We start from the raw sequence: 17788 nt of genomic DNA on the forward strand, positions 1-17788 counted from the left end.
TCAGGCGTGCTGGGCCGGCGCCAGCTTGTCCATTAGGGAGCGGACCGAAGCCACGCCGCTGTTGCGCACGAGGTCGGCGCCCTTCTCCCCGATCATGATGGCGGCGGCGTTGGTGTTGGCGGAGACCATCTCCGGCATGACGGAAGCGTCGATGACACGCAATCTGCCGACCCCGCGCACCCGCAGCGCAGGATCGACGACCGCGCGGTCGTCGCTGCCCATCCTGCAGGTGCCCACCGCATGGAACACCGTGCCGCCGGCGGTCCGCGCGAACTCCTCCAGGTGGGCGCGTTCGGTCCGATGCGCGCCCGGCAGAATCTCCTCCGCAATCAGGTCGCGGAAGGCCGGCTGCCGGTAGATCTCGCGCAGCATCTCGACGCCGGCCGCCAGCACCTTGCGGTCGAGCTCCTCGCTCAGGTAATTGGTCTCGATGCGCGGCGCGGCCAGCGGATCGGCCGAGCGGATCTGCAGCCTGCCCTTCGACAGCGGGCGGCACTGGCAGGCGGATGCGGTAAAGCCCGGATAGTCGTGCAGGGGCGTGCCCGGCTTGTCGACCGACAGCGGCATCACGTTGAACTGCATGTCGCTCCGGTCGCCCTCGGCGTATTCGGTTTTCGCGAAGCCGCCGACCTGTCCGGCGCCGACCGTCAGCGGGCCGGAATTCCGGAACAGCCATTCCATGCCCATCGACGCCAGGCGCAGCGGGTTGCGCACGTCGTTGTTGAGCGACTTCTTCTCCTTCAGGCGCACGATGGTGCGCGCCTGGTAGTGGTCCTTCAGGTTCTCGCCGACTTCGGGCGCGTCCATGATGACGCCGATGCCGTGCCGGCGCAGCAGCGACGCCGGCCCGATGCCGGAGAGCTGCAGCAGTTGCGGCGACTGGATCGCGCCGGCGCTGAGGATCACCTCGGCATCGGCCGGCGTGCGATGCAGCGCGCCCCGGTGCGTCCATTCGACCCCAACCGCGTTGGCCCCTTCGAACAGCACGCGGCTGACGTGCGCCTCGGTGACCACCGTCAGGTTGGGACGATGCCGCACCGGCTTCAGGAAGGCTGCGGCCGCGCTCGAACGCCAGCCATTCCGCAGCGTAAGCTGGTAGGCGCCCACCCCGTATTCCGTCGCGCCGTTGAAATCCGGGTTGAACGGCAGGCCATACTGCTGGGCCGCCGCCAGCCAGGCGCGGCAGTAAGGATGGTCGTTGCGCAGGTCGGACACGCCCAGCTCCCCGCTGCCGCCGTGGTACGGTCCCTCGCCGCCCGCATAGCCTTCCGAGCGCCTGAAGAACGGCAGGACCGACTGGTAGTCCCAGCCTTCCGCCCCCAGCCGCGCCCAGTCGTCGTAGTCCTGGTGCTGGCCGCGGATGTACAGCAGGCCGTTGATCGAGCTGGACCCGCCCAGCACCCGGCCGCGCGGCCAGATGATGTTGCGCCCGCCGGCGCCCTCGCAGGGCTCGGTGTCGAACAGCCGCGAGAAGCGCTCGTCGTAGATCGTCCGGAAGTAGCCGACCGGCAGGTGCAGCCAAAAATTCCGGTTCGGCTTGCCTGCCTCCAGCAGCAGCACCTTCACGTCCGGGTCCGCACTCAGCCGGTTGGCCAGCACGCAGCCGGCCGAGCCCGCGCCGACGATGATGTAATCGTAGCCGCGCTCCAGTCCGTCTGCGCGGGCGCTCATGACTTGACCGTATTGAGGTAGATGCTCGGGTCGAAGTACTTGGAGGCCGGCACCGCGTTCGGAATCTTGGCGAAGTCGGTGAAGAAATCGGTGACCTGCTGCAGCCATCCGGTCACCGTGCCGTCGCCGTACATCTTCGACCACTCGGCGGCGGTGAACATCTTCTGGGCGCCGAGTTGTTCCTTCAGGTCGGCCAGCGGCACGTCCTTGTAGTAGTTCTTCTGCAGCGTATCGATGGCCTGGTCCGGGTTCTTGATCATCGCGTCATTGGCCTGCGACCAGACGCGGATGATGCGGGCCAGCGTGTCCTTGTTCTTGTCGTAGTAGTCGTTGCGAGCCGCCCAGCCGCTGACGATCGCCGCCTTTGGATAGAACGCCGAGGCGTCGACCAGTTTCTTCGCGGTCGGGACCCGGTTGCGGATCGAGATATTGAACGGCACCCACAGCGCGACCGCCGGCACCGCCTTGGAGATGAAGGCGGTGACCGCATCCGGCATGCGCTGGTTGACCAGCTCCACGCTCTTCGGATCGACGCCGTTGGCGCGCAGCGCGTTGTCCAGGAAAACGTGCGCCGTCGTACCCGTGGTGGTGGAGATCTTCTTGCCGGCGAGGTCGGCGATCTTGTTGATGCCCATGTCCGGGTGCACCCACAACTGCGCCGTCGCGAATTCCACGTCGTTGATCAGGAACACCTTGCCCTGCCCGCGCGCCGGGAAATTGGACAGGACCGCGCCGGTGGACAGCACGTCGATGCTGCCGCCGCTCATGGCCTGGAACAGCTCGAGGCCGGTCTGGAAGCGGATGAATTCCGGCTCCAGTCCCTCCTTCTTCCACAGTCCCATGGAATCGGCGAGCCAGATCTGGCCGTCGACGGCCAGCGTATGCAGGTAGCCGATCTTGACCTTGGTGGTCTGCGCGCGCGCAAGTTGCGGCTGCAGGGCGGTGAGCGTCGCGGCGGATGCGATCTGCAGGAAGGTACGTCGTTCCATGGTTGTCTCCTCGTAGTCTGTGTGGTCAGGTTTATGCTGCCCGGGCCTGGGCTTGCTGCGCTTCGTATTCACGCATGACCGACTCGTGGATGCGCGCACGAATGCTGTTGAACTCCTGCGTCTCCTGCAGCGACCGGTGACGCGGATAGGCAAAGGGGATATCCACGACCTCGCGGATGCGCGACGGGCGCGCCGAAATCACCAGCACCTTGTTGGACAGGTAGACCGCTTCCTCGACCGAATGCGTGATCAGCAGCACGGTCTTGCCCTCGGCATGCAGCACCTCCAGCAGCAGGTCGTGCATGGCGCTGCGGGTCTGTGCGTCGAGCGCGCCGAACGGCTCGTCCATCAGGACGAATTCCGGATGCACCGCATAAGTGCGGGCCAGGGCAAGACGCTGGCGCATGCCGCCCGACAGGGTCTTGGGGAAGGCATGGCGGAAGTCGGCCAGTCCCATCAGCGCCAGATAGCGCTCGACGGTCGCCTTCTTCTCGGCCGCGCTCAGCCTGGCGTTGCGGCTGAGGTTCAGGCCGAAGGCGATGTTTTGCTCGACCGTGAGCCAGGGGAATACGCCGTACTCCTGGAACATCACACCGCGGTCCGGCCCGGGCCCCTCGATCGGCTTGCCGTCGAGCGTGACGCGGCCGGCGGTCGGCTTGACGAAACCGGCCGCCATGCTCAGCAGCGTCGTCTTGCCGCAGCCTGACGGCCCGACCAGCGACACGAAGTCGCCCTGGTTGATGCTGAAGGACATGTCCTTCACCACGTCGAGCGTGCCGTTCGGTGTCGGATACTGCATCGAGACGTTGGCGAAGCGTATACGTTCGGTGTTCTGTTGCATGTGACGGGTCTCCTTGTACGGTGCGGGCAGGCGCTCAGCCTTCCACCTTGTCCTGCCAGGCCACCATGCGCTTCGAGATCTTGCGCAGGATGAGGTCCATCGACAGCGCCAGCGTGCCGATGCAGATGATGCCGAGATAGATCGTGCCGAGGTCGAAGAAGGAGGATGCGTTCTGGATCATCGCGCCCAGCCCCTGCTGCGCGGCCACCAGCTCCGAGGCCACTAGCGTCGCCCAGGCGACGCCGAGCGCGACGCGCAGCGCGGTCAGCATGTGCGGCACCGTCATCGGCACCATCACCTTCAGGAAGATCTCCATGTCGGTGGCGCCGAGCGTCTTGGCGACCCGGATGTAGACGGGGCTGATCTGGGTCATGCCCTCGTACATCACGATGACCGCCGCGAAGAAGGACGCGTAGAACAGGATCGCGATCTTCGCCACCTCGCCGATCCCGAGATACACGATCACCAGCGGGATCAGCGCGATCGGCGGCAGCGCGCGGAAGAAATTGATCAGCGGATCGACGAAACGCCTGACCGGCTTGTACCAGCCGACCAGGAAGCCGACCGGAACCGCGACCAGCATGCCGAGCACCAGGCCGGCCAGGACCCGCTGGACCGACATGCCGATGTTGACCAGCAGGTCGCCTTCGGTGACCGAGCGCAGGAAGACCTCGAACACCGCGGCCGGCGACGGCAGCAGCGTGGGATTGATCAATCCGGTCGCCCTGAGTCCGAACCAGACCCCGATCAGGAACAGGAAGGGAACCGCGGCCCATCCCAGGTCGCCGAGTTGCGTCTTGCGTTTGCTGCCGTTTGCCATCGTTGTCTCCGTCCTTGGTCGGCTTGCCGGGCGCGCCTCTTAGCGAGCGCGCTTCCGTGCTGGTTTGCGCGCAGGTGGAAACAGGTCGGTCTCGACCTGGATCATCCGCGCGGGATACTGAATATGCGCGTAGTACACCACCTGCCCGTCCTGGTCGAGCAAGGCGCGGCACACGTCGGCCACCGGGTCGCCGATGCCGATGTTGAGCTGGCTCGCCGTCTCCTCGTCGGAGATCGTGATGCGCATGATCTGCTTGCCCGCCGTGATCTCCACATCCGGCATGGCGGCGAGCGTCGGCACCACCGGCGCGCGGTCGAAGGCCTCCGGGTCGCGCTTATAGGTGTTCTTTTCGAGGTAGATCTCGATCAGGCAGTACGGCACCTCGTTGTGATAGTGGACCCGCCGCACCCGGTGATACGCCTTGGCGACGCGGCCGAACGCGAAGGCCGGCACCAGCGGATGCTCTTCCTGGTCGAGATGCAGCAGCCGGATCTTCAGGTCGGCCACGGTGGAGACCAGTTCGTCGAAGGTGTTCGCCAGCTTGAACCAGCGCTCGTCCGACAGGTCCTTCACCACGAAGGTGCCGAGACCCCGCGTCCGGCGCACGATGCCCTGCTCCTCCAGCTGGTCCAGCGAGGCGCGCAGCGTGATGCGCGAGACCTGGTACTCCTTCTCCAGCTCGTCCAGCGTCGGGATCTGCTCGCCGACCCGCCAGAGCTGGTTCTGGATCTTCTGGCGCATCAGCGCCGCCACCTGGAGGTAGAGCGGCATCCGGCTGTTCTGGAAAATGTTTTGCCCGTTGTGCATAAAGTTATATTAATAAGCACAAGCAGGAAAGGCAAGCGACTTTTTCGTGTTTGCTTATGCGGGAAACGACATCGGCACGACCTGCGTGTCGGCGGGAACCGCATCACCCGGGGGAACCACCAAAGGCTACTGTGTGAACCTCATGCCTGACAAATGGACCTCCATCAAATCTGCAGCCCATGGCCGCCCGTGAGTGCCGCGGCGCCAGCCGGACCAGCCCTTCGGGCGGGACCAAATGCGATCGCCAGCGTTGCCGCTGGCAGCGCCGCCGCGTCGCACAGCGAGACCGGTCCGCAAGATCGTACAGCGTTGCAGGTGGGGGAACGGGGCACGAAACGGCGGCTGTATCAAGGTACGCCGTCGCCGCCGCAAGGCAGAAGCAGGGCCGACTCTCCGCGCGCGGCGAAAATACCGCACGCGCAAGGTGCCGTGGATCCGACGGAAGAAGCAGGCCAAAACGCCAGTCAAGCAAGCGAAATTTATTCGCCTTTCCCTACCCGCGGCGGACGGGCTTGCCCGCCGGGCTCAGGCTCGGCCCCGCGCCAGGCCGGAGAGGATGCTCGCAGCCGGACGCGGGCGGCCGACGTCGGGCCTCCCCCAATACCCGGTTCGCGTATGCCTCAGCCCAGGCGAACGAGATTTTCCATTGAAAGTCTGCAGCGGCAGATCGACCCGCTTCCCGAAAACGTCCGGACAGTCATGCAACGCCTGCTCGACGCCGCCAGGCAGGAATCCGCGGCCTGCGGCATCGAGCCTGGCTTCCTCCATCCCGGCACCGCCGTCAGACACCTTCAGGCCGCGCTGCAGTTCTATGCCGTACTGAAGAGCAAGGCGCAAGAGAAGAATTGTGCGCCGTCCGAACTGCTGCACCGCGTGCTATCCCCGTCCCTGCAAGCCCTGCACGAGGGATCCCGTCAGGCGCCGGATGCGAAAACCAGCAGACGGTGCGTCGAACGACTGACTGCCTCATTTGGCGCCTTTGGCACGGGACAGGAGAAGATTAGCGTCGGCATCAAGGACCTGGTCAGGCATCTGACCGGGATCGATTTGCGCTTTGACAATGACCGGAACCGGCCCTCGACTCAGTTCGCCGATAATCCCATCCCGCGCACCGGTCCCGCACTGGGTTTGCATGACAGGTTCAATACCCTTGAGCTGCCGGGCAACAGGGCTGCCTTCGCGCGCTTTTTCAATGCGGAAAGCAGTGCCGGCAGAGCCTGGACGGCAACCGGGGAGATGTCGCCGAACTTTGCGTACGTCATGTTGTTCTTGCAGCAGCTGGAGGAGAGAACGGTTGTCCATGAGCCTACCCCTTCCCGGGAGATAGAGGCTGCGCTCAAGCACGTCTTCAGCGTTGCGCTGGGCAGGACGGTAGCGACCTTCGACGAGGTGGGCGCGCTCTCACAAGAAGAGCGAGCGACGATCCGGAACGAGCTCCAGTGCCTGCCCGGATTCTCCAAGGAGAATCAACACAGGACGCTACCTTTCATCGAGTACCTGACCGGCACCCTGTTGCGAGCGCCTCGACGAGGCGTACCGCGGGGACGGCAGGAACAAGCTGGACCGGCATAGTCGCGACGCCTGTCGCCACACACGAAAAAAAACCGGGCAGGGCCCGGTTTTTGTCTTGCTGCCGAAGAGGATTACATGCGGCGGCAGAGGGTCCACAAGGTAGCGGCGTTCTCGTTGTAGGCGGCGCCCCCGGCAACGGCAGCGGCAGGTGCGAGCGGAGCAACCGCGTTGTTGGCGCCGCGGACTGATCCCGCATTGTTGCCGATATTGTTGGCAGGGAGGGCGCCGTCAACGGCGACATCCACGCCGGCAGCCTGCTTGTGTGTCAGGCCGGACACGCAAACCGAAGGGCCAGCCATTCCGTAGGTACCCAGCGCTACGGCGAGAAGCCCGCCATTCCCTGCACGCGGAAGACTTGCGGGAGCGGCAGGTAAGGTCGGATCGCCAGTGGCCAGGCCGGACGCGCGCAAAGCGCGCCACATCGACGCCTGCTCACCGGTATTAAGAAACGCGTCCGCCGGTGCAATTGCGAGGACCCCGTTACCGTCGCCGCCGAGCGTGCCGGCCCAACCGCGCGCGGTCATCGTTGCGGCAGCCTCATCGCCCGGCAGCGCACGATAGCGGTCGAAGTAGGCGTTATACGCAGCCGAAACCCCGTTCATGTCGTTCACTACAGCCTTGATGCGGCTGTTCTCGATCATCTCCTGCCCCTTCAGCACGCCGCCGAGCAGCAGGCCGATGATGACCAGGACGATCGCGATTTCGACCAGGGTGAAACCCTGTGCCTTGTTCCTTGCGTGTTGCATAAAACCCCCTGTATGAATTCTTGGTATCGGTAGTGACCCATGGCAACCTTACCAGCTTGCAAGATTCGCACAAGATGTACAGGGGATTTACATGTGCGCGGCATGCGACAGTGCAGCCGCGACCGGCAGCGTCACCGCAAAGCACAGCCGGCCAGACTCCCCGCGCTCCGCCGCCAGCGCGCCGCCGCAGCTTTCCAGCGCCTGCCGCGCCTGGTACAGGCCGACCCCCAGGCCGGACGGATGGCTGCTCCAGAACGGCTCGAACAGCCGCTCCACGACGCCGGCCGGCTGCGGGTCGTCGGCGCTGACATTCACGGTCACCGCCTTCCCGCCCTGCCCGACATGAATGGCAACGACGGGCGTCCGGCCTTCGCGCAGGCCGGCATCGGCGTAATTCTTCAGGATGTTGTCGAGCGCGGTGTCGAGCACCGCACTGTCGATCCACGCGCGCGCGCCGCCGGTGATGCGATGCGCCAGGCGGTGCAGCCGGCACATGCGTTCCAGTTCGACGGCGACGTCCAGGTACCGGACCTTGCCGTCCTCGCCCTGGCCGCTGGTGAGCGTTCGCACCACCCGGTCGGCGCGCTCCCGTAGCAGCGGCGCCGCGTTGCCGAGGTAATCGAGCACCTGTGCCTCCTTCCCTGGCGGCACCTGCGCCAGCTGGTCGGCCATCAGCTGGATGAACTGGGCGATGTTCTTGATATCGTGCTGGAGGAAGAGATTGAGCCGGGCCATCTGCGCGAAGGTGGCGTCGACCGCGTTCGCCTTGATCAGCATGTCGGTGCGCAGCAGCAGCATGAAGGTCTCCACCAGTCCCTCCGCGAAGTAGCGCCGCTCGCCGCGCCGTCGCTCGAGGTACAGCACCACGTCGAGCCGGATCTCGGCCACCCGCAGCACGCGCCGCGTGGCGTCGCCCTGCATGGCGCCCGCGCTGCCCTTGACCGGCTGGCCGAACCAGTCGAGTTCCCACGCAATGCCCGCCATCCCGGCGCGCGACAGCAATGGCCAGGCGTCCCGCAGGAAATCGGGCGTGTCGAATGCAAGCTGCTCGTTGAGCCGGATCAGCGCCAGGTTGATGCGGCTGTACTTGCGGGCCTGGTAGGACAGCACGGCAAGTACCGCGCCGATGGTGCAGCCGGCGAGGATCAGGTAGGGATAGAGTCCCTCAATCATCGCGCGTGATGCCGAACTTCTTCATGAAGTAGTAGATGTTCTCGCGCCGCACGCCGAGCCGCTTCGCGCTCTGGTAGACATTGAAGCCAGTGTCCTTCAGTACCTGGCGCACCAGTTTTTCCTCGGCGTCGGTGCGCACCGCCTTGAGCCCGTCGCCCACCTGGGCGGTGAGCGCGATGCGGGTCACGCCCTGCTGGCTGAGCTCCCCCTCCTTCTGCACGAACAGCAGCGCGCGTTGCACCGCCATCAGGATGGCGGGCGCCGCCACCGGCTTGGGCAGGAAGTCGAAGGCGCCTTCGCGCACCGCCGCCAGCGCCGCCGCATCCTGGTCCTGGCCGGTCAGCACGATCACCTTCACGGGCAGGGATGCGTGCTGTATCGCGCACAGGGTGGCGATGCCTTCGCTGGTCTCGTTCGGCAGCGGCGGCAGGCCGAGGTCGAGCAGGACGACGCGGATTTGCGGGGTGTCGTCGAGCCGGGCCAGGGCCGCCTCGCGGCAGTCCGCCTCGACCGCGGCATAACCATGGAGCTCGAGCATCATGACCAGCATCGCGCGCAGCCCGGGGTCGTCTTCGACGGTGAGGATCACGGGTCGGATCGTGCTCACGACTTGCCGCCTTTCGCTTCCATGCGTTCCAGCCGCTCCATCAGGAAGCGCCGCTCGTTCGGATCACTCACCTGACCCGATGCCAGCATCCCGCCGAGCAGGACCTTTGCACTCTCGATCTCGTTCATGTCTTCCAGGATGAAGGCTTCCATCTGCGTCGCCCAACCGGGAATGCCGGCTTCCGTACCCCGGATGCGCAGGTCCGCCGCGTAGCTGCGCGCAAGCGGCAGGTCCTTGAGCTGGTGCTTGGCGACGACGGACGCATGGGCCAGCGCCGGCCAGCGCCGCGCCGGATCGTCGGCAAATCGACGGTGCACGAAGTCGAGCATGCGCCGCTTGCGCACCGGATCGGCCACCTCGGCATACAGCCGGCTTGCCGCAAACAGGGGATACTGCCCGCGCGGATCGAGCTGCAGGGTGGCATCGAGCCATGCCTCGAGACGGGCGTAGTCGAACTGCATGTACGGCAGCTGCGCGCCGGCCTGGCTGTCGAAGGTCTGCACGTACAGCATCAGCATCTTGCCGAGCGCCGCCGGCTCGCCGAGCGCGGCAAGGCGCAGTACGGTCTCGGGCGGCGCCGGCGGCAGGTCGGCAGCGGCCGGGCGTTGCGGCGGATGCAGCAGCGACCAGCCGACCTGGGCGGCCAGGCCCGCTGCCAGCAGCGCCAGCACCGGCCAGGGCACCGAGGACAAGGGACGGTCGCGCATCTCAGATGTTCCTGCGATAGAGGTCGAACAGGCCGGCGCCGACGGCCAGCACGAGGAACGCGCCGCCCTGCAGCAGCAGCGCGCCCAGCGCGCTCCAGTCGCCGCTGCTTTGGACCAGCCAGTCGGTCGGGGTGAACCGGTCCAGGCGCGGCAGGATTGCGCCCAGCACGTCGAACACCAGGCGGAACACCTGCTGCGACCAGCCGCCCTCTTCTCCCGACGCCTGCGCGATCAGCTGCAGCGCGCCGATGGAACGCCCCAGCAGGTAGAAGCCCATCACCGCCGCAAGCGCCCCCATGACATGGGTAAAGCTCAGTACGCACAGCAGGCAGAAGGCGGCGACCAGCCACAGCTCGCACAGCAGCGCGCTTGCCCACAACACGGCCTGCAGCGGCGTCGCCAGCAGCGCGGCCAGCGCCCCGTACAGCACCGCCGGTATCGCCGCCAGCAGGCAGAAGCCGGACAGCTTGCCGAGGTAGTAGGAAGCGCGCGGCAAGGGCAGCGCGAGGAACAGTTCCAGCCCCTTGTCGTTGAACTCGCGCGCCATGCTGGTGACGATGAAGGCGGCCAGCGCGAACACGGCCGCGGCGCGGGTGAAGGCGGCCAGCACCGCAAGCTGGATCTGGCGGCTCTCCGTCAGCGCAAGCGCGTTGAGGAAGCCGCCGAGGCCGACGGCCACCACGGCAATGGCGACGAACAGCCAGGCCATGCGGTTGCGCAGGGCTTCGAGCAGGGTGTAGCGGGCGATCAGGCGGATGGGTGTGAACATGGCGAGGCGGCATTACGGTGCTGCGAGCTTGTTGGCGGCGATCAGGCGATTGATCAGCGCGGGACGCGAGATCCAGGTCGTGATGTCGTCGAAATTGCTGCTTTCGGCGTCGGCCTGGTAGATGCCGTTGGTGGCTTCGTAGCTCGCGTTCTGGCCGTCGGAGGTGAAGTTGGGACCGCGCGAGAAGACGATGGCGACCGGGGTGTCGGACGGACCCGTCGTAGGTGTCAGTGCCTGGCCGGCGCTGTTGCGTACCCTGAGATAGTCGCCGGCAGGCGCGGCAGTGGTGGTCGCGATACCGGCCGCAGCGGCAAAACTGTCATGCACCCGATAGCGCCAGTAACCGTTCCACGCGGCTGCAGCGGTAGTGCGGCGCGCCCCCCAGGCGTCGATCTCGGGCACGTCAAGCACACGCCACGGAAGAAAGCCCTCCTTGTTGGGGCAAGGACTGGCCGCGGCATCCGGCATCCCGTACGCCGCATTGGCCGGGTCGGCCTGGGTTGACGGGCAAGGCAGCCTGCCATGGATGGCCGCGTAGCCGAGCAAGGCTTCCTTGATGTCTTCCAGTCCGTTGCGGGTATCGGTGACGCGTCGCTGCTCCAGCTGGTTGCCCAGTGGCGCGATCAAACCGCCGAGCAGCAGCCCGATCACGAGCAGCACCATTGCCATCTCGACCAGGGTAAAACCGCGAACGGGGTGCTTCATGGTGGGCCTCATCTTCGTTGATTCACTGTCCGGCGGCGGCTTCGCGATCCAGGCGGGACTGGACCGCCTGCATCAGTTCATGCGCGGTGAGATAGGCGAGGCGGTCGTTCAGGACCGGCTGGCCGTCCGCCGTGCCGATACTTCCCTGGATGAAAGGCCCTGCCGCCATCGCGTTGTTGCGGCTGGCGCCGGCCAGCGGCGGCGCAATGCTGTCGAGGTACTGCGCCGCCTGCACCTGCTGCGCCGCATTTGCCCTGCCCTGGTTGCCAAGGGCGATGCCGGGAGCGAAGACGACGGCAGCCGCCTCGCGTGACGGCGCGGTGAGCAGGGTCGTGCCGTCGCTGGCGTACACACGCAGGTTGGCGTTGCGGCTGGTGGCTACCGTATCGGCCGCGCCATGGACCACCAGCGCGAACGCCGCGTCACGCGCATACCAGAGCGGCTCGCCGCTGGCATCCCGCAATTCCTCTATGCCCAGGGTTCGCCAGGGCAGGCGGCCGATCGCGCCGGCCGCGCAGGCAGTCGCCTGGTCGCCATAGGTAGGCGTCCCGGGCGCGCTGTTGTCCGGGCAGGGCAATTCCCCCGGATGGTCGGCGCTCCCCGCCGCGCCGCGCGCCACCGACCACGCGAGCAAGGCCTGCTTCGCCTTCGCCAGCGATGCCGCCGTGATGCGGTCCCGCGCCGCCGGATTGTGGGCCTTGGCGATGCCCCGCACCATCACGGTCACCGCCACGATCCCGACCACGGCGACGAACACCAGCAGCGCCATGCCGCGCTGGCGGCGCATGCGCAGGACCTTTTGCGCCGCCATCTTCATTGCCCCTGCCCGTTGCCGTCGGACGGCGACTGATAGGCGTCGCGCACACGGCGCTCCTCCGGGTCATAGGTCTGCCCGGGGCGCAGGCGTACGCTGCCGCCATCGGGCAGCGGCATCGGTACCTCGGGTGCGCGCCCGCGTTTGCCCGGCGTCTCCAGATACGGCACCTGGTTGACCCAGACCGTCGAACGTCCGCTGCTGCTGCGGACAACCCCATCCACCGTAGTCTCCGCCGTTACCGGCGGCGGCGCCTGGTCGGGCGACGATGCCGTCGCCCCTGCCCGGTGCTGGTCGCGCAGGCGGTCGATCGCGGTGCGCTCCGCCGGCGTCGAGAACAGGCGGGCCTTCAGGACTGCCTCCTCCGCGGCAAGAGCCGGCGATGCAGCCACCGTTGCCAGGGCCGCGGCAACGGCAACGAGACATGCGATGCGGTTCCTGCTCATTGCGCCCCCTGTGGCGGCGCGTCCGGTGCGGCCGGCTGGCCGAGCGTCAGCCAGTACAGCGTGCATTCGGCATCCAGCCCTTCCGGCGAGGGGTTCTCCTGGCCCTGGCCGGTGCGGACCAGCGTGCATTTGTTGAGCGTGTGGATGCCCGCATCACCCAGATCCTGCAGCAGGCGGAACAGGTCGTCGTCATGCCAGAGCTTCATCTGCAATGTCATCCTGCTGGCGCGCAGCTCCATACTGCCGATCGCGATGGCCGGGTCGGCCGGCAGCGCCTGGCGCGCCGCGATTTGGTAGGCGACCGGCAGCAGCTTGCGGCGCTCCTGGATGTCACGCAGGGCCTCCACCCAGCCCAGCCGGTTCTCTTCGCCGATGAAGCCGCGTTGCTGCAGCCGCATGTACTTGGGCTGGAACTCGCGGATCTCCCGCTTCTCGAGCTCCGCCTCGTTCAGGCTGGACAGCGCCTGGTCGCGCCGCGCCTGCATCTGCTGCTTCTCCTGCACATGCCGGCTGGCGAGCGTCGATGCGCCGCCGGCGAGGGCGGCCCCGGCCAGCGCCACCAGTGCAAAGCGGATGGCCGCGCGCCGGATCAGCGGGAAGTCCTGCTGGAGGAAGGTGCGCTGGTTCATGTGCCGGGCTTCCAGGAGAGTTTCAGGGAAAACAGGGCGCGCGGTTCCTGCTCGTCGCGCCCCGCCTGCCCCTGCAGCGCCGCGCTCGACTTGAGTTCCAGCGGCAGCCGCTGCACCTGTACGTCATAGCGGGCGTCGGTACGCAATGCGGCGGCGAATTGCTGCACGCTGTCGATGGCATTCCGGTAGTCGTTGCGGAAGGGGCGGATCTCGCCTTCGATTTCCATTGCCTGCGCGGGCGGCGTCGGCAGGCCGAACAGCGCAGCCTGTGGCGGCGCATCGGCGGCCTCGGGTGGCGGCGCGGCAGACGGATCGGCGCCTGCGGCCGGCGGGACCGTCCAGCGCAGACCATTCAGGCTGACCTGCGGCACTGCCTCCAGCGCGGCGCCGAGGTGGCGCAGCATGCCGTCGGGGCGCGGGGCGTTGCGTTCCAGCAGCGCGTGCAGGTCCACGGCCAGCTTCATGTCGTGCGGGTTGGCGACGGTGGCGGGCATGCCTGCCATCAGCAGCCGGTGCCTGGCCTCGGTGGCGGCCGTTTCGGCAACCAGTGCCCGCGTGTCCTGTATCGCATCCCAGGTATCGAGCAGGCGGGCGCCGGTCCACAGCAGCGCGCAGCCGGCGGCGCCGGCGGCCAGTACATTGAGCGCCACGCGCGCCTGCCACAACTGATAGTAACGGGTCGCTTCCGGCGCCGGGTAACGCCCCTCCGCGCGACCGCGCGCGGCCAGTGCGAGGTAGATCGCATCCGCATGATCGAGCGCGCCGCGATCCTTGCAGCCCACGCTGGCCGCCGCCGCTTCCAGCTCGTACCAGTGCCAGGTTTCGTTGGCGCGATCGGTGCAGATGCGGCGCAGCGCGTCCAGCTGGTCGTTGTCCGCCACCACCGCGATGCGCAGTACCTCGTCGCGCGCCAGCTGCCGCGTGCTGGCAAAGAACTGGCGCATCTTGGCGGACTCGCGCACCACCGCCTCCGCCATGCTCGCCGGGCTGGCGTCCTCCAGCGGCGTCAGGCGCGAAAAGCGCAGCTGCCCGTCCTGCAGGAAGCTCTGCCGCAGGCCCGCCGACTGCAGCGACAGCAGCAGGCAGGCGCCCTTGGGCGCATCGATGCGGGCGGCGAGCGCCGGCGCCAGCAGCGCGGCCGAGCAGACCCCGGCCAGCGGCACATGCGCCTGCGCCAGGAGCTTCAGCCACGGCGCCAGGTACTCGCTGTTCGTGAGCGCGCTGAACAGCACCTGCGCATCGCGGCGGCCGGTCTTCTCCCGGCCCTGCAGCATCGCCTGCCGGTGCCCGGTGTCGCGATACATCTGCGCCAGCCGGCGCTGCAGCAGCGCCGCGCGCGCCCGGCCGTAGACGAAGGGCACGGTATCGCGCTGGAAGTCTTCCTCGATCAGGTCGACCAGCAGCGTGGCGGGCACGTTGCCCTGCCCGGCAAGGCTGGCGGCGAAGGCCGCCCGGCCCTCCTCGTCGCAGCCGAAACGCGCGACCTCGCCCGGGCGCCCGGCGCTCCAGGTGCAGGACACCATGCCCTGGTTGGTCAGGTAGAACATCAGCTTGCGCACATTTGCCTCTCGTTGCCTCGCTCAGGTCTTGATCTTGCTGATGGTGTCGTAGATCGGGCCGAGCACCGACAGCATGATCCACGCCAGCAGCATGCCCAGCACGACGGTCATGACCGGCTCGATCATCGACTGCACCTTGCCGATCATTTCCTGGATCTCCCGGTCATAGAAATAGCTGACGTTGCGCATCGCCTCGTCCACCGAGCCGGTCGCCTCGCCGACCTTCAGCATGCGCACCACCAGCGGCGGGAAGATGCCGACGTTCTCGAATGCCGCGGTGACACCCTGCCCCTCGGCGATCAGCCTGCCGGCCTTGCGCAGGGCCTCGGCGACCACCGCGTTGCCGACGATATCCTCGGACAGCCGCAGGCAGTCGAGCACGGTGATGCCCGATGCATACATCAGCGCAAAGAACGAGGCAAAGCGCGCCAGGATGATCTTTTGCAGCACCGGACCGACGCCCGGCAGGCGCAGTTTCAGGCCGTCCGCCCTGTAGCGCGCGGTGGCGCTGCCCGCCAGCGTCACCTTGACGGCCGCGAACGTGACCAGCGGCACCGCCAGGATCGCGTACCAGAAGTGGATGAAGATGTCGGAGACGAAGATCAGCGCCCTGGTATGGAAGGGCAGCTCCTGTCCCATGCTGACGATGAAGCCGGTCAGCTGCGGCACCAGGTAGATCATCAGGAAGAAGGTGACGCCCAGCACGACGGTGCCGACGAACAGCGGATAGCGCACGATCTTCTTCGCCTGCGCGACCAGTTCGTCCTGCCATTTCAGGTTGTCGCTGAGCCGGCGCAGCACTTCCGGCAGCTTGCCGCTGTGCTCGCCTGCCGCCACCAGGCTGGTGAAGGTCTTGTTGAAACTGTGCGGGTGCCGTTCCATCGCCTCCGACAGCTGCATGCCGCTCTCGATGTTCTCGATCAGGTCGGCGACGATGCCGCGGTAGCTCGCGTCGTCCACGGTGTCGCGCAGGTCGCGCAGGCCTTCGAGGATGGGCACGCCGGCATGGGTGAGCTGCTCCATGTGGAAGCAGAAGTTGATCAGGTCGCGCCGCGAGATGCGCGCGCGCGCGGTACTGATGACCTTCTTCGCGACCTGCCTGCAATCGATCAGGTCCAGCTCCATCCGCTTGAGCCGGTTCTCCAGGTCGAGCAGGTTGGACGCGTCCATGCTGCCGCGCGTCGTGCGGCCGTTGGCGTCCATGCAGCGGTAGGAATAGAGCGGCATCAGCGGTACCTGTCCGTGAGGTCGACCACGCGCGAGATCTCGTCGAGCGACGTGCTGCCGTCGAGCACGCGGCGCACCGCGTCTTCCACCAGCGGCCGGAAGCCGCTGGCGATGGCAACGGCGCGCAGTTCCCGCACGCTGCCGCGACGGGCGATCACGTCGTCCATGTCGCCGTTGAGCTTGAGCAGCTCCATGATCGACATCCGCCCCTTGTAGCCCTGGTGGGCGCAGTGGTCGCAGCCGACCGCGCGGTAGATGGTGGTCCGGGGCGCATCGTCATCCACACCGAGCAGGCGGCGTTCCAGCGGCCCGGCCTGCACGCCCTCCTTGCAGCGCCCGCACAGCTTGCGCACCAGGCGCTGGGCCACGATGCCGATGATGTTGCCGGCCAGGATGTCGGGCAGGATGCCGAGGTCGAGCAGGCGCGGCACGGCGCCGATGGCGGAGTTGGTGTGCAGGGTGGAATAGACCTGGTGGCCGGTCATCGCCGCCGAGAACGCCATTTCGGCGGTCGCGGTGTCGCGGATCTCGCCGACCAGGATCACGTCCGGATCCTGCCGCATCATGGAGCGGATGCCGGTGGCAAAGCCCATCTTGGCCGACTCGTTGACCGAGGTCTGGCGGATCATCATCATCGGGTATTCGACCGGATCCTCCAGCGTCATGATGTTGACGCTTTCGGTGTTCATGTGATTGAGGACCGAATACAGCGTCGTGGTCTTGCCGCTGCCGGTGGGGCCGGTGACCAGGATGATGCCTTCCGGCCGCGCAATCATCAGTTTCAGCAACAGCAGCGCATCCTCGCTCAGGCCGAGGTCGTCCAGCGGCACGATGCCCTTCATCCGGTCGAGGATACGCAGCACGAAGTTCTCGCCGTGCGTGGTCGGCTGCGCCGACGCGCGGAAGTCGATCTGCCGGCCCGAGAAGCTGATCGAGATGCGCCCGTCCTGCGGCGCGCGGGTCTCGGCGATGTTCATGTTGCTCATCACCTTCAGCCGCACCGCCATCGCCGGCCAGTAGTTCTTGTGCAGGCTGCGGATCTGCCGCAGGATGCCGTCGATCCGGTAGCGGATGCGCAGGAAGAACTGCTCCGGCTCGAAGTGGATGTCGGATGCGCCCTGCTGCACCGCGTCCGCCAGCAGCGCGTCCATCAGGCGCACCAGCGGCTGGCTGTACTCGTCGGACAACGACTGCAGGCTCTGGTAGTTGATCTCGCCGGTCTCGATCTCGTGCAGGATGCCGTCGATCGACAGCTCGAATCCGTAGAACTGGTCGATCGCGCGCAGGATCTCGGACTCGCCCGCCAGCATCGGCGTGAGCCGGATGTCGCTGCCCAGCATGGCGCTGATCTGGTCGAGCGCCACGATGTTGTTGGTGTCGGCCATCGCCAGCATCAGCGTGCGTTCCTGGCGTTCGAACATGACCGGGAACACGCGGTAGCGCTTGGCGGTTTCCTTGGGGATGAGCTTGATCGCCGCCGCGTCCGCCACCAGGTTGCCGAGGTCGGTGCTCTGCTGGTTCAGGTTCTCGCTGAGCGCCTCGCGCACCGTCGCTTCCGTCACGAAGCCGAGCGCGATCAGCTGCTTGCCGAGCGGCGCGCCGCTTTGCTTCTGCTCGGTCAGCGCGATGCGCAGCTGGTCCTCGCTGATCACGCCTTTCTGGATCAGCAGCTTGCCCAGCGGGAGGGTCGGTTTCTCTGCCATGGC

The 17788-nt window shown here is 66.9% G+C and carries 18 protein-coding genes; 1 reads left to right on the plus strand and 17 read right to left on the minus strand.

Going from position 1 to position 17788, the window contains the following annotated elements; genetic code table 11:
* The 5 genes from VIM12_RS13200 to VIM12_RS13220 are packed head-to-tail and all read right to left on the minus strand — an operon-like array spanning position 1 to position 5092.
* Entirely contained in the window at positions 1-1671 is a 1671-nt protein-coding gene (locus tag VIM12_RS13200) for a GMC family oxidoreductase (RefSeq protein ID WP_331942115.1), read from the minus strand.
* Complete coding sequence (locus VIM12_RS13205; RefSeq protein ID WP_331942117.1) at positions 1668-2660, minus strand: ABC transporter substrate-binding protein; 993 nt, start codon at positions 2658-2660, stop codon at positions 1668-1670. The genes VIM12_RS13200 and VIM12_RS13205 overlap by 4 nt, the downstream gene beginning before the upstream one ends.
* A gap of 31 nt (positions 2661-2691) precedes the next feature.
* Complete coding sequence (locus VIM12_RS13210) at positions 2692-3501, minus strand: ABC transporter ATP-binding protein (RefSeq protein WP_331942118.1); 810 nt, start codon at positions 3499-3501, stop codon at positions 2692-2694.
* A 34-nt stretch (positions 3502-3535) separates the two neighbouring features.
* Positions 3536-4321 (minus strand): ABC transporter permease, encoded by a 786-nt coding sequence (locus tag VIM12_RS13215; protein ID WP_331942119.1) that lies wholly within the window; start codon positions 4319-4321, stop codon positions 3536-3538.
* Between the two features lie 39 nt (positions 4322-4360).
* On the minus strand, positions 4361-5092 hold the full coding sequence (locus VIM12_RS13220; RefSeq protein ID WP_331942120.1) for a GntR family transcriptional regulator: 732 nt from the start codon (positions 5090-5092) through the stop codon (positions 4361-4363).
* 735 nt (positions 5093-5827) lie between these two features.
* On the opposite strand from VIM12_RS13220, the gene VIM12_RS13225 reads away from it, so the two are divergent.
* Positions 5828-6700, plus strand: a complete 873-nt coding sequence (locus VIM12_RS13225) for a hypothetical protein (protein WP_331942121.1) — start codon at positions 5828-5830, stop codon at positions 6698-6700.
* A gap of 71 nt (positions 6701-6771) precedes the next feature.
* On the opposite strand, the gene VIM12_RS13230 is transcribed toward VIM12_RS13225, so the two are convergent.
* From VIM12_RS13230 to VIM12_RS13285, 12 genes are all read right to left on the minus strand, one after another.
* Positions 6772-7446, minus strand: coding sequence for a prepilin-type N-terminal cleavage/methylation domain-containing protein (locus VIM12_RS13230; protein WP_331942122.1), 675 nt, complete (start codon positions 7444-7446; stop codon positions 6772-6774).
* A gap of 87 nt (positions 7447-7533) precedes the next feature.
* Entirely contained in the window at positions 7534-8619 is a 1086-nt protein-coding gene (locus VIM12_RS13235) for a HAMP domain-containing sensor histidine kinase (RefSeq protein ID WP_331942123.1), read from the minus strand.
* Positions 8612-9226, minus strand: coding sequence for a response regulator (locus VIM12_RS13240; RefSeq protein ID WP_331942124.1), 615 nt, complete (start codon positions 9224-9226; stop codon positions 8612-8614). The genes VIM12_RS13235 and VIM12_RS13240 overlap by 8 nt, the downstream gene beginning before the upstream one ends.
* A complete protein-coding gene (locus VIM12_RS13245) occupies positions 9223-9933 on the minus strand; it encodes a hypothetical protein (protein WP_331942125.1) in 711 nt (236 codons plus the stop codon). Before VIM12_RS13245 ends, VIM12_RS13240 begins: the two co-directional genes overlap by 4 nt.
* Before the next feature lies 1 nt (position 9934).
* Positions 9935-10702, minus strand: a complete 768-nt coding sequence (locus tag VIM12_RS13250; RefSeq protein WP_331942126.1) for an ABC transporter permease — start codon at positions 10700-10702, stop codon at positions 9935-9937.
* Between the two features lie 12 nt (positions 10703-10714).
* Entirely contained in the window at positions 10715-11407 is a 693-nt protein-coding gene (locus VIM12_RS13255) for a type II secretion system protein (RefSeq protein WP_331942127.1), read from the minus strand.
* A gap of 22 nt (positions 11408-11429) precedes the next feature.
* A complete protein-coding gene (locus VIM12_RS13260; protein ID WP_331942128.1) occupies positions 11430-12218 on the minus strand; it encodes a hypothetical protein in 789 nt (262 codons plus the stop codon).
* Between the two features lie 2 nt (positions 12219-12220).
* The gene (locus VIM12_RS13265; RefSeq protein WP_331942129.1) at positions 12221-12667 is read right to left on the minus strand and encodes a hypothetical protein; all 447 of its coding nucleotides are present in this window, start codon (positions 12665-12667) and stop codon (positions 12221-12223) included.
* Positions 12664-13296: a hypothetical protein gene (locus VIM12_RS13270; protein WP_331942130.1), complete on the minus strand. Its 633-nt coding sequence runs from the start codon at positions 13294-13296 to the stop codon at positions 12664-12666. Before VIM12_RS13270 ends, VIM12_RS13265 begins: the two co-directional genes overlap by 4 nt.
* Positions 13293-14855 (minus strand): hypothetical protein, encoded by a 1563-nt coding sequence (locus VIM12_RS13275; protein ID WP_331942131.1) that lies wholly within the window; start codon positions 14853-14855, stop codon positions 13293-13295. The genes VIM12_RS13270 and VIM12_RS13275 overlap by 4 nt, the downstream gene beginning before the upstream one ends.
* A gap of 21 nt (positions 14856-14876) precedes the next feature.
* Positions 14877-16082, minus strand: a complete 1206-nt coding sequence (locus VIM12_RS13280) for a type II secretion system F family protein (RefSeq protein ID WP_331942132.1) — start codon at positions 16080-16082, stop codon at positions 14877-14879.
* Entirely contained in the window at positions 16082-17785 is a 1704-nt protein-coding gene (locus VIM12_RS13285) for a GspE/PulE family protein (protein WP_331942133.1), read from the minus strand. The genes VIM12_RS13280 and VIM12_RS13285 overlap by 1 nt, the downstream gene beginning before the upstream one ends.
* Positions 17786-17788: the final 3 nt, after the last annotated feature.

The sequence above is a fragment of the Noviherbaspirillum sp. genome, from assembly GCF_036563305.1.
Lineage (GTDB): Bacteria > Pseudomonadota > Gammaproteobacteria > Burkholderiales > Burkholderiaceae_D > Noviherbaspirillum.

Coding starts and splice junctions, on each gene's coding strand:
- VIM12_RS13200 (WP_331942115.1), bottom strand. CDS start 1,671: ATGAGCGCCCGCGCAGACGGACTGGAGCGCGGCTACGATTACATCATC.
- VIM12_RS13205 (WP_331942117.1), bottom strand. CDS start 2,660: ATGGAACGACGTACCTTCCTGCAGATCGCATCCGCCGCGACGCTCACC.
- VIM12_RS13210 (WP_331942118.1), bottom strand. CDS start 3,501: ATGCAACAGAACACCGAACGTATACGCTTCGCCAACGTCTCGATGCAG.
- VIM12_RS13215 (WP_331942119.1), bottom strand. CDS start 4,321: ATGGCAAACGGCAGCAAACGCAAGACGCAACTCGGCGACCTGGGATGG.
- VIM12_RS13220 (WP_331942120.1), bottom strand. CDS start 5,092: ATGCCGCTCTACCTCCAGGTGGCGGCGCTGATGCGCCAGAAGATCCAG.
- VIM12_RS13225 (WP_331942121.1), top strand. CDS start 5,828: ATGCAACGCCTGCTCGACGCCGCCAGGCAGGAATCCGCGGCCTGCGGC.
- VIM12_RS13230 (WP_331942122.1), bottom strand. CDS start 7,446: ATGCAACACGCAAGGAACAAGGCACAGGGTTTCACCCTGGTCGAAATC.
- VIM12_RS13235 (WP_331942123.1), bottom strand. CDS start 8,619: ATGATTGAGGGACTCTATCCCTACCTGATCCTCGCCGGCTGCACCATC.
- VIM12_RS13245 (WP_331942125.1), bottom strand. CDS start 9,933: ATGCGCGACCGTCCCTTGTCCTCGGTGCCCTGGCCGGTGCTGGCGCTG.
- VIM12_RS13250 (WP_331942126.1), bottom strand. CDS start 10,702: ATGTTCACACCCATCCGCCTGATCGCCCGCTACACCCTGCTCGAAGCC.
- VIM12_RS13255 (WP_331942127.1), bottom strand. CDS start 11,407: ATGAAGCACCCCGTTCGCGGTTTTACCCTGGTCGAGATGGCAATGGTG.
- VIM12_RS13260 (WP_331942128.1), bottom strand. CDS start 12,218: ATGGCGGCGCAAAAGGTCCTGCGCATGCGCCGCCAGCGCGGCATGGCG.
- VIM12_RS13265 (WP_331942129.1), bottom strand. CDS start 12,667: ATGAGCAGGAACCGCATCGCATGTCTCGTTGCCGTTGCCGCGGCCCTG.
- VIM12_RS13270 (WP_331942130.1), bottom strand. CDS start 13,296: ATGAACCAGCGCACCTTCCTCCAGCAGGACTTCCCGCTGATCCGGCGC.
- VIM12_RS13280 (WP_331942132.1), bottom strand. CDS start 16,082: ATGCCGCTCTATTCCTACCGCTGCATGGACGCCAACGGCCGCACGACG.
- VIM12_RS13285 (WP_331942133.1), bottom strand. CDS start 17,785: ATGGCAGAGAAACCGACCCTCCCGCTGGGCAAGCTGCTGATCCAGAAA.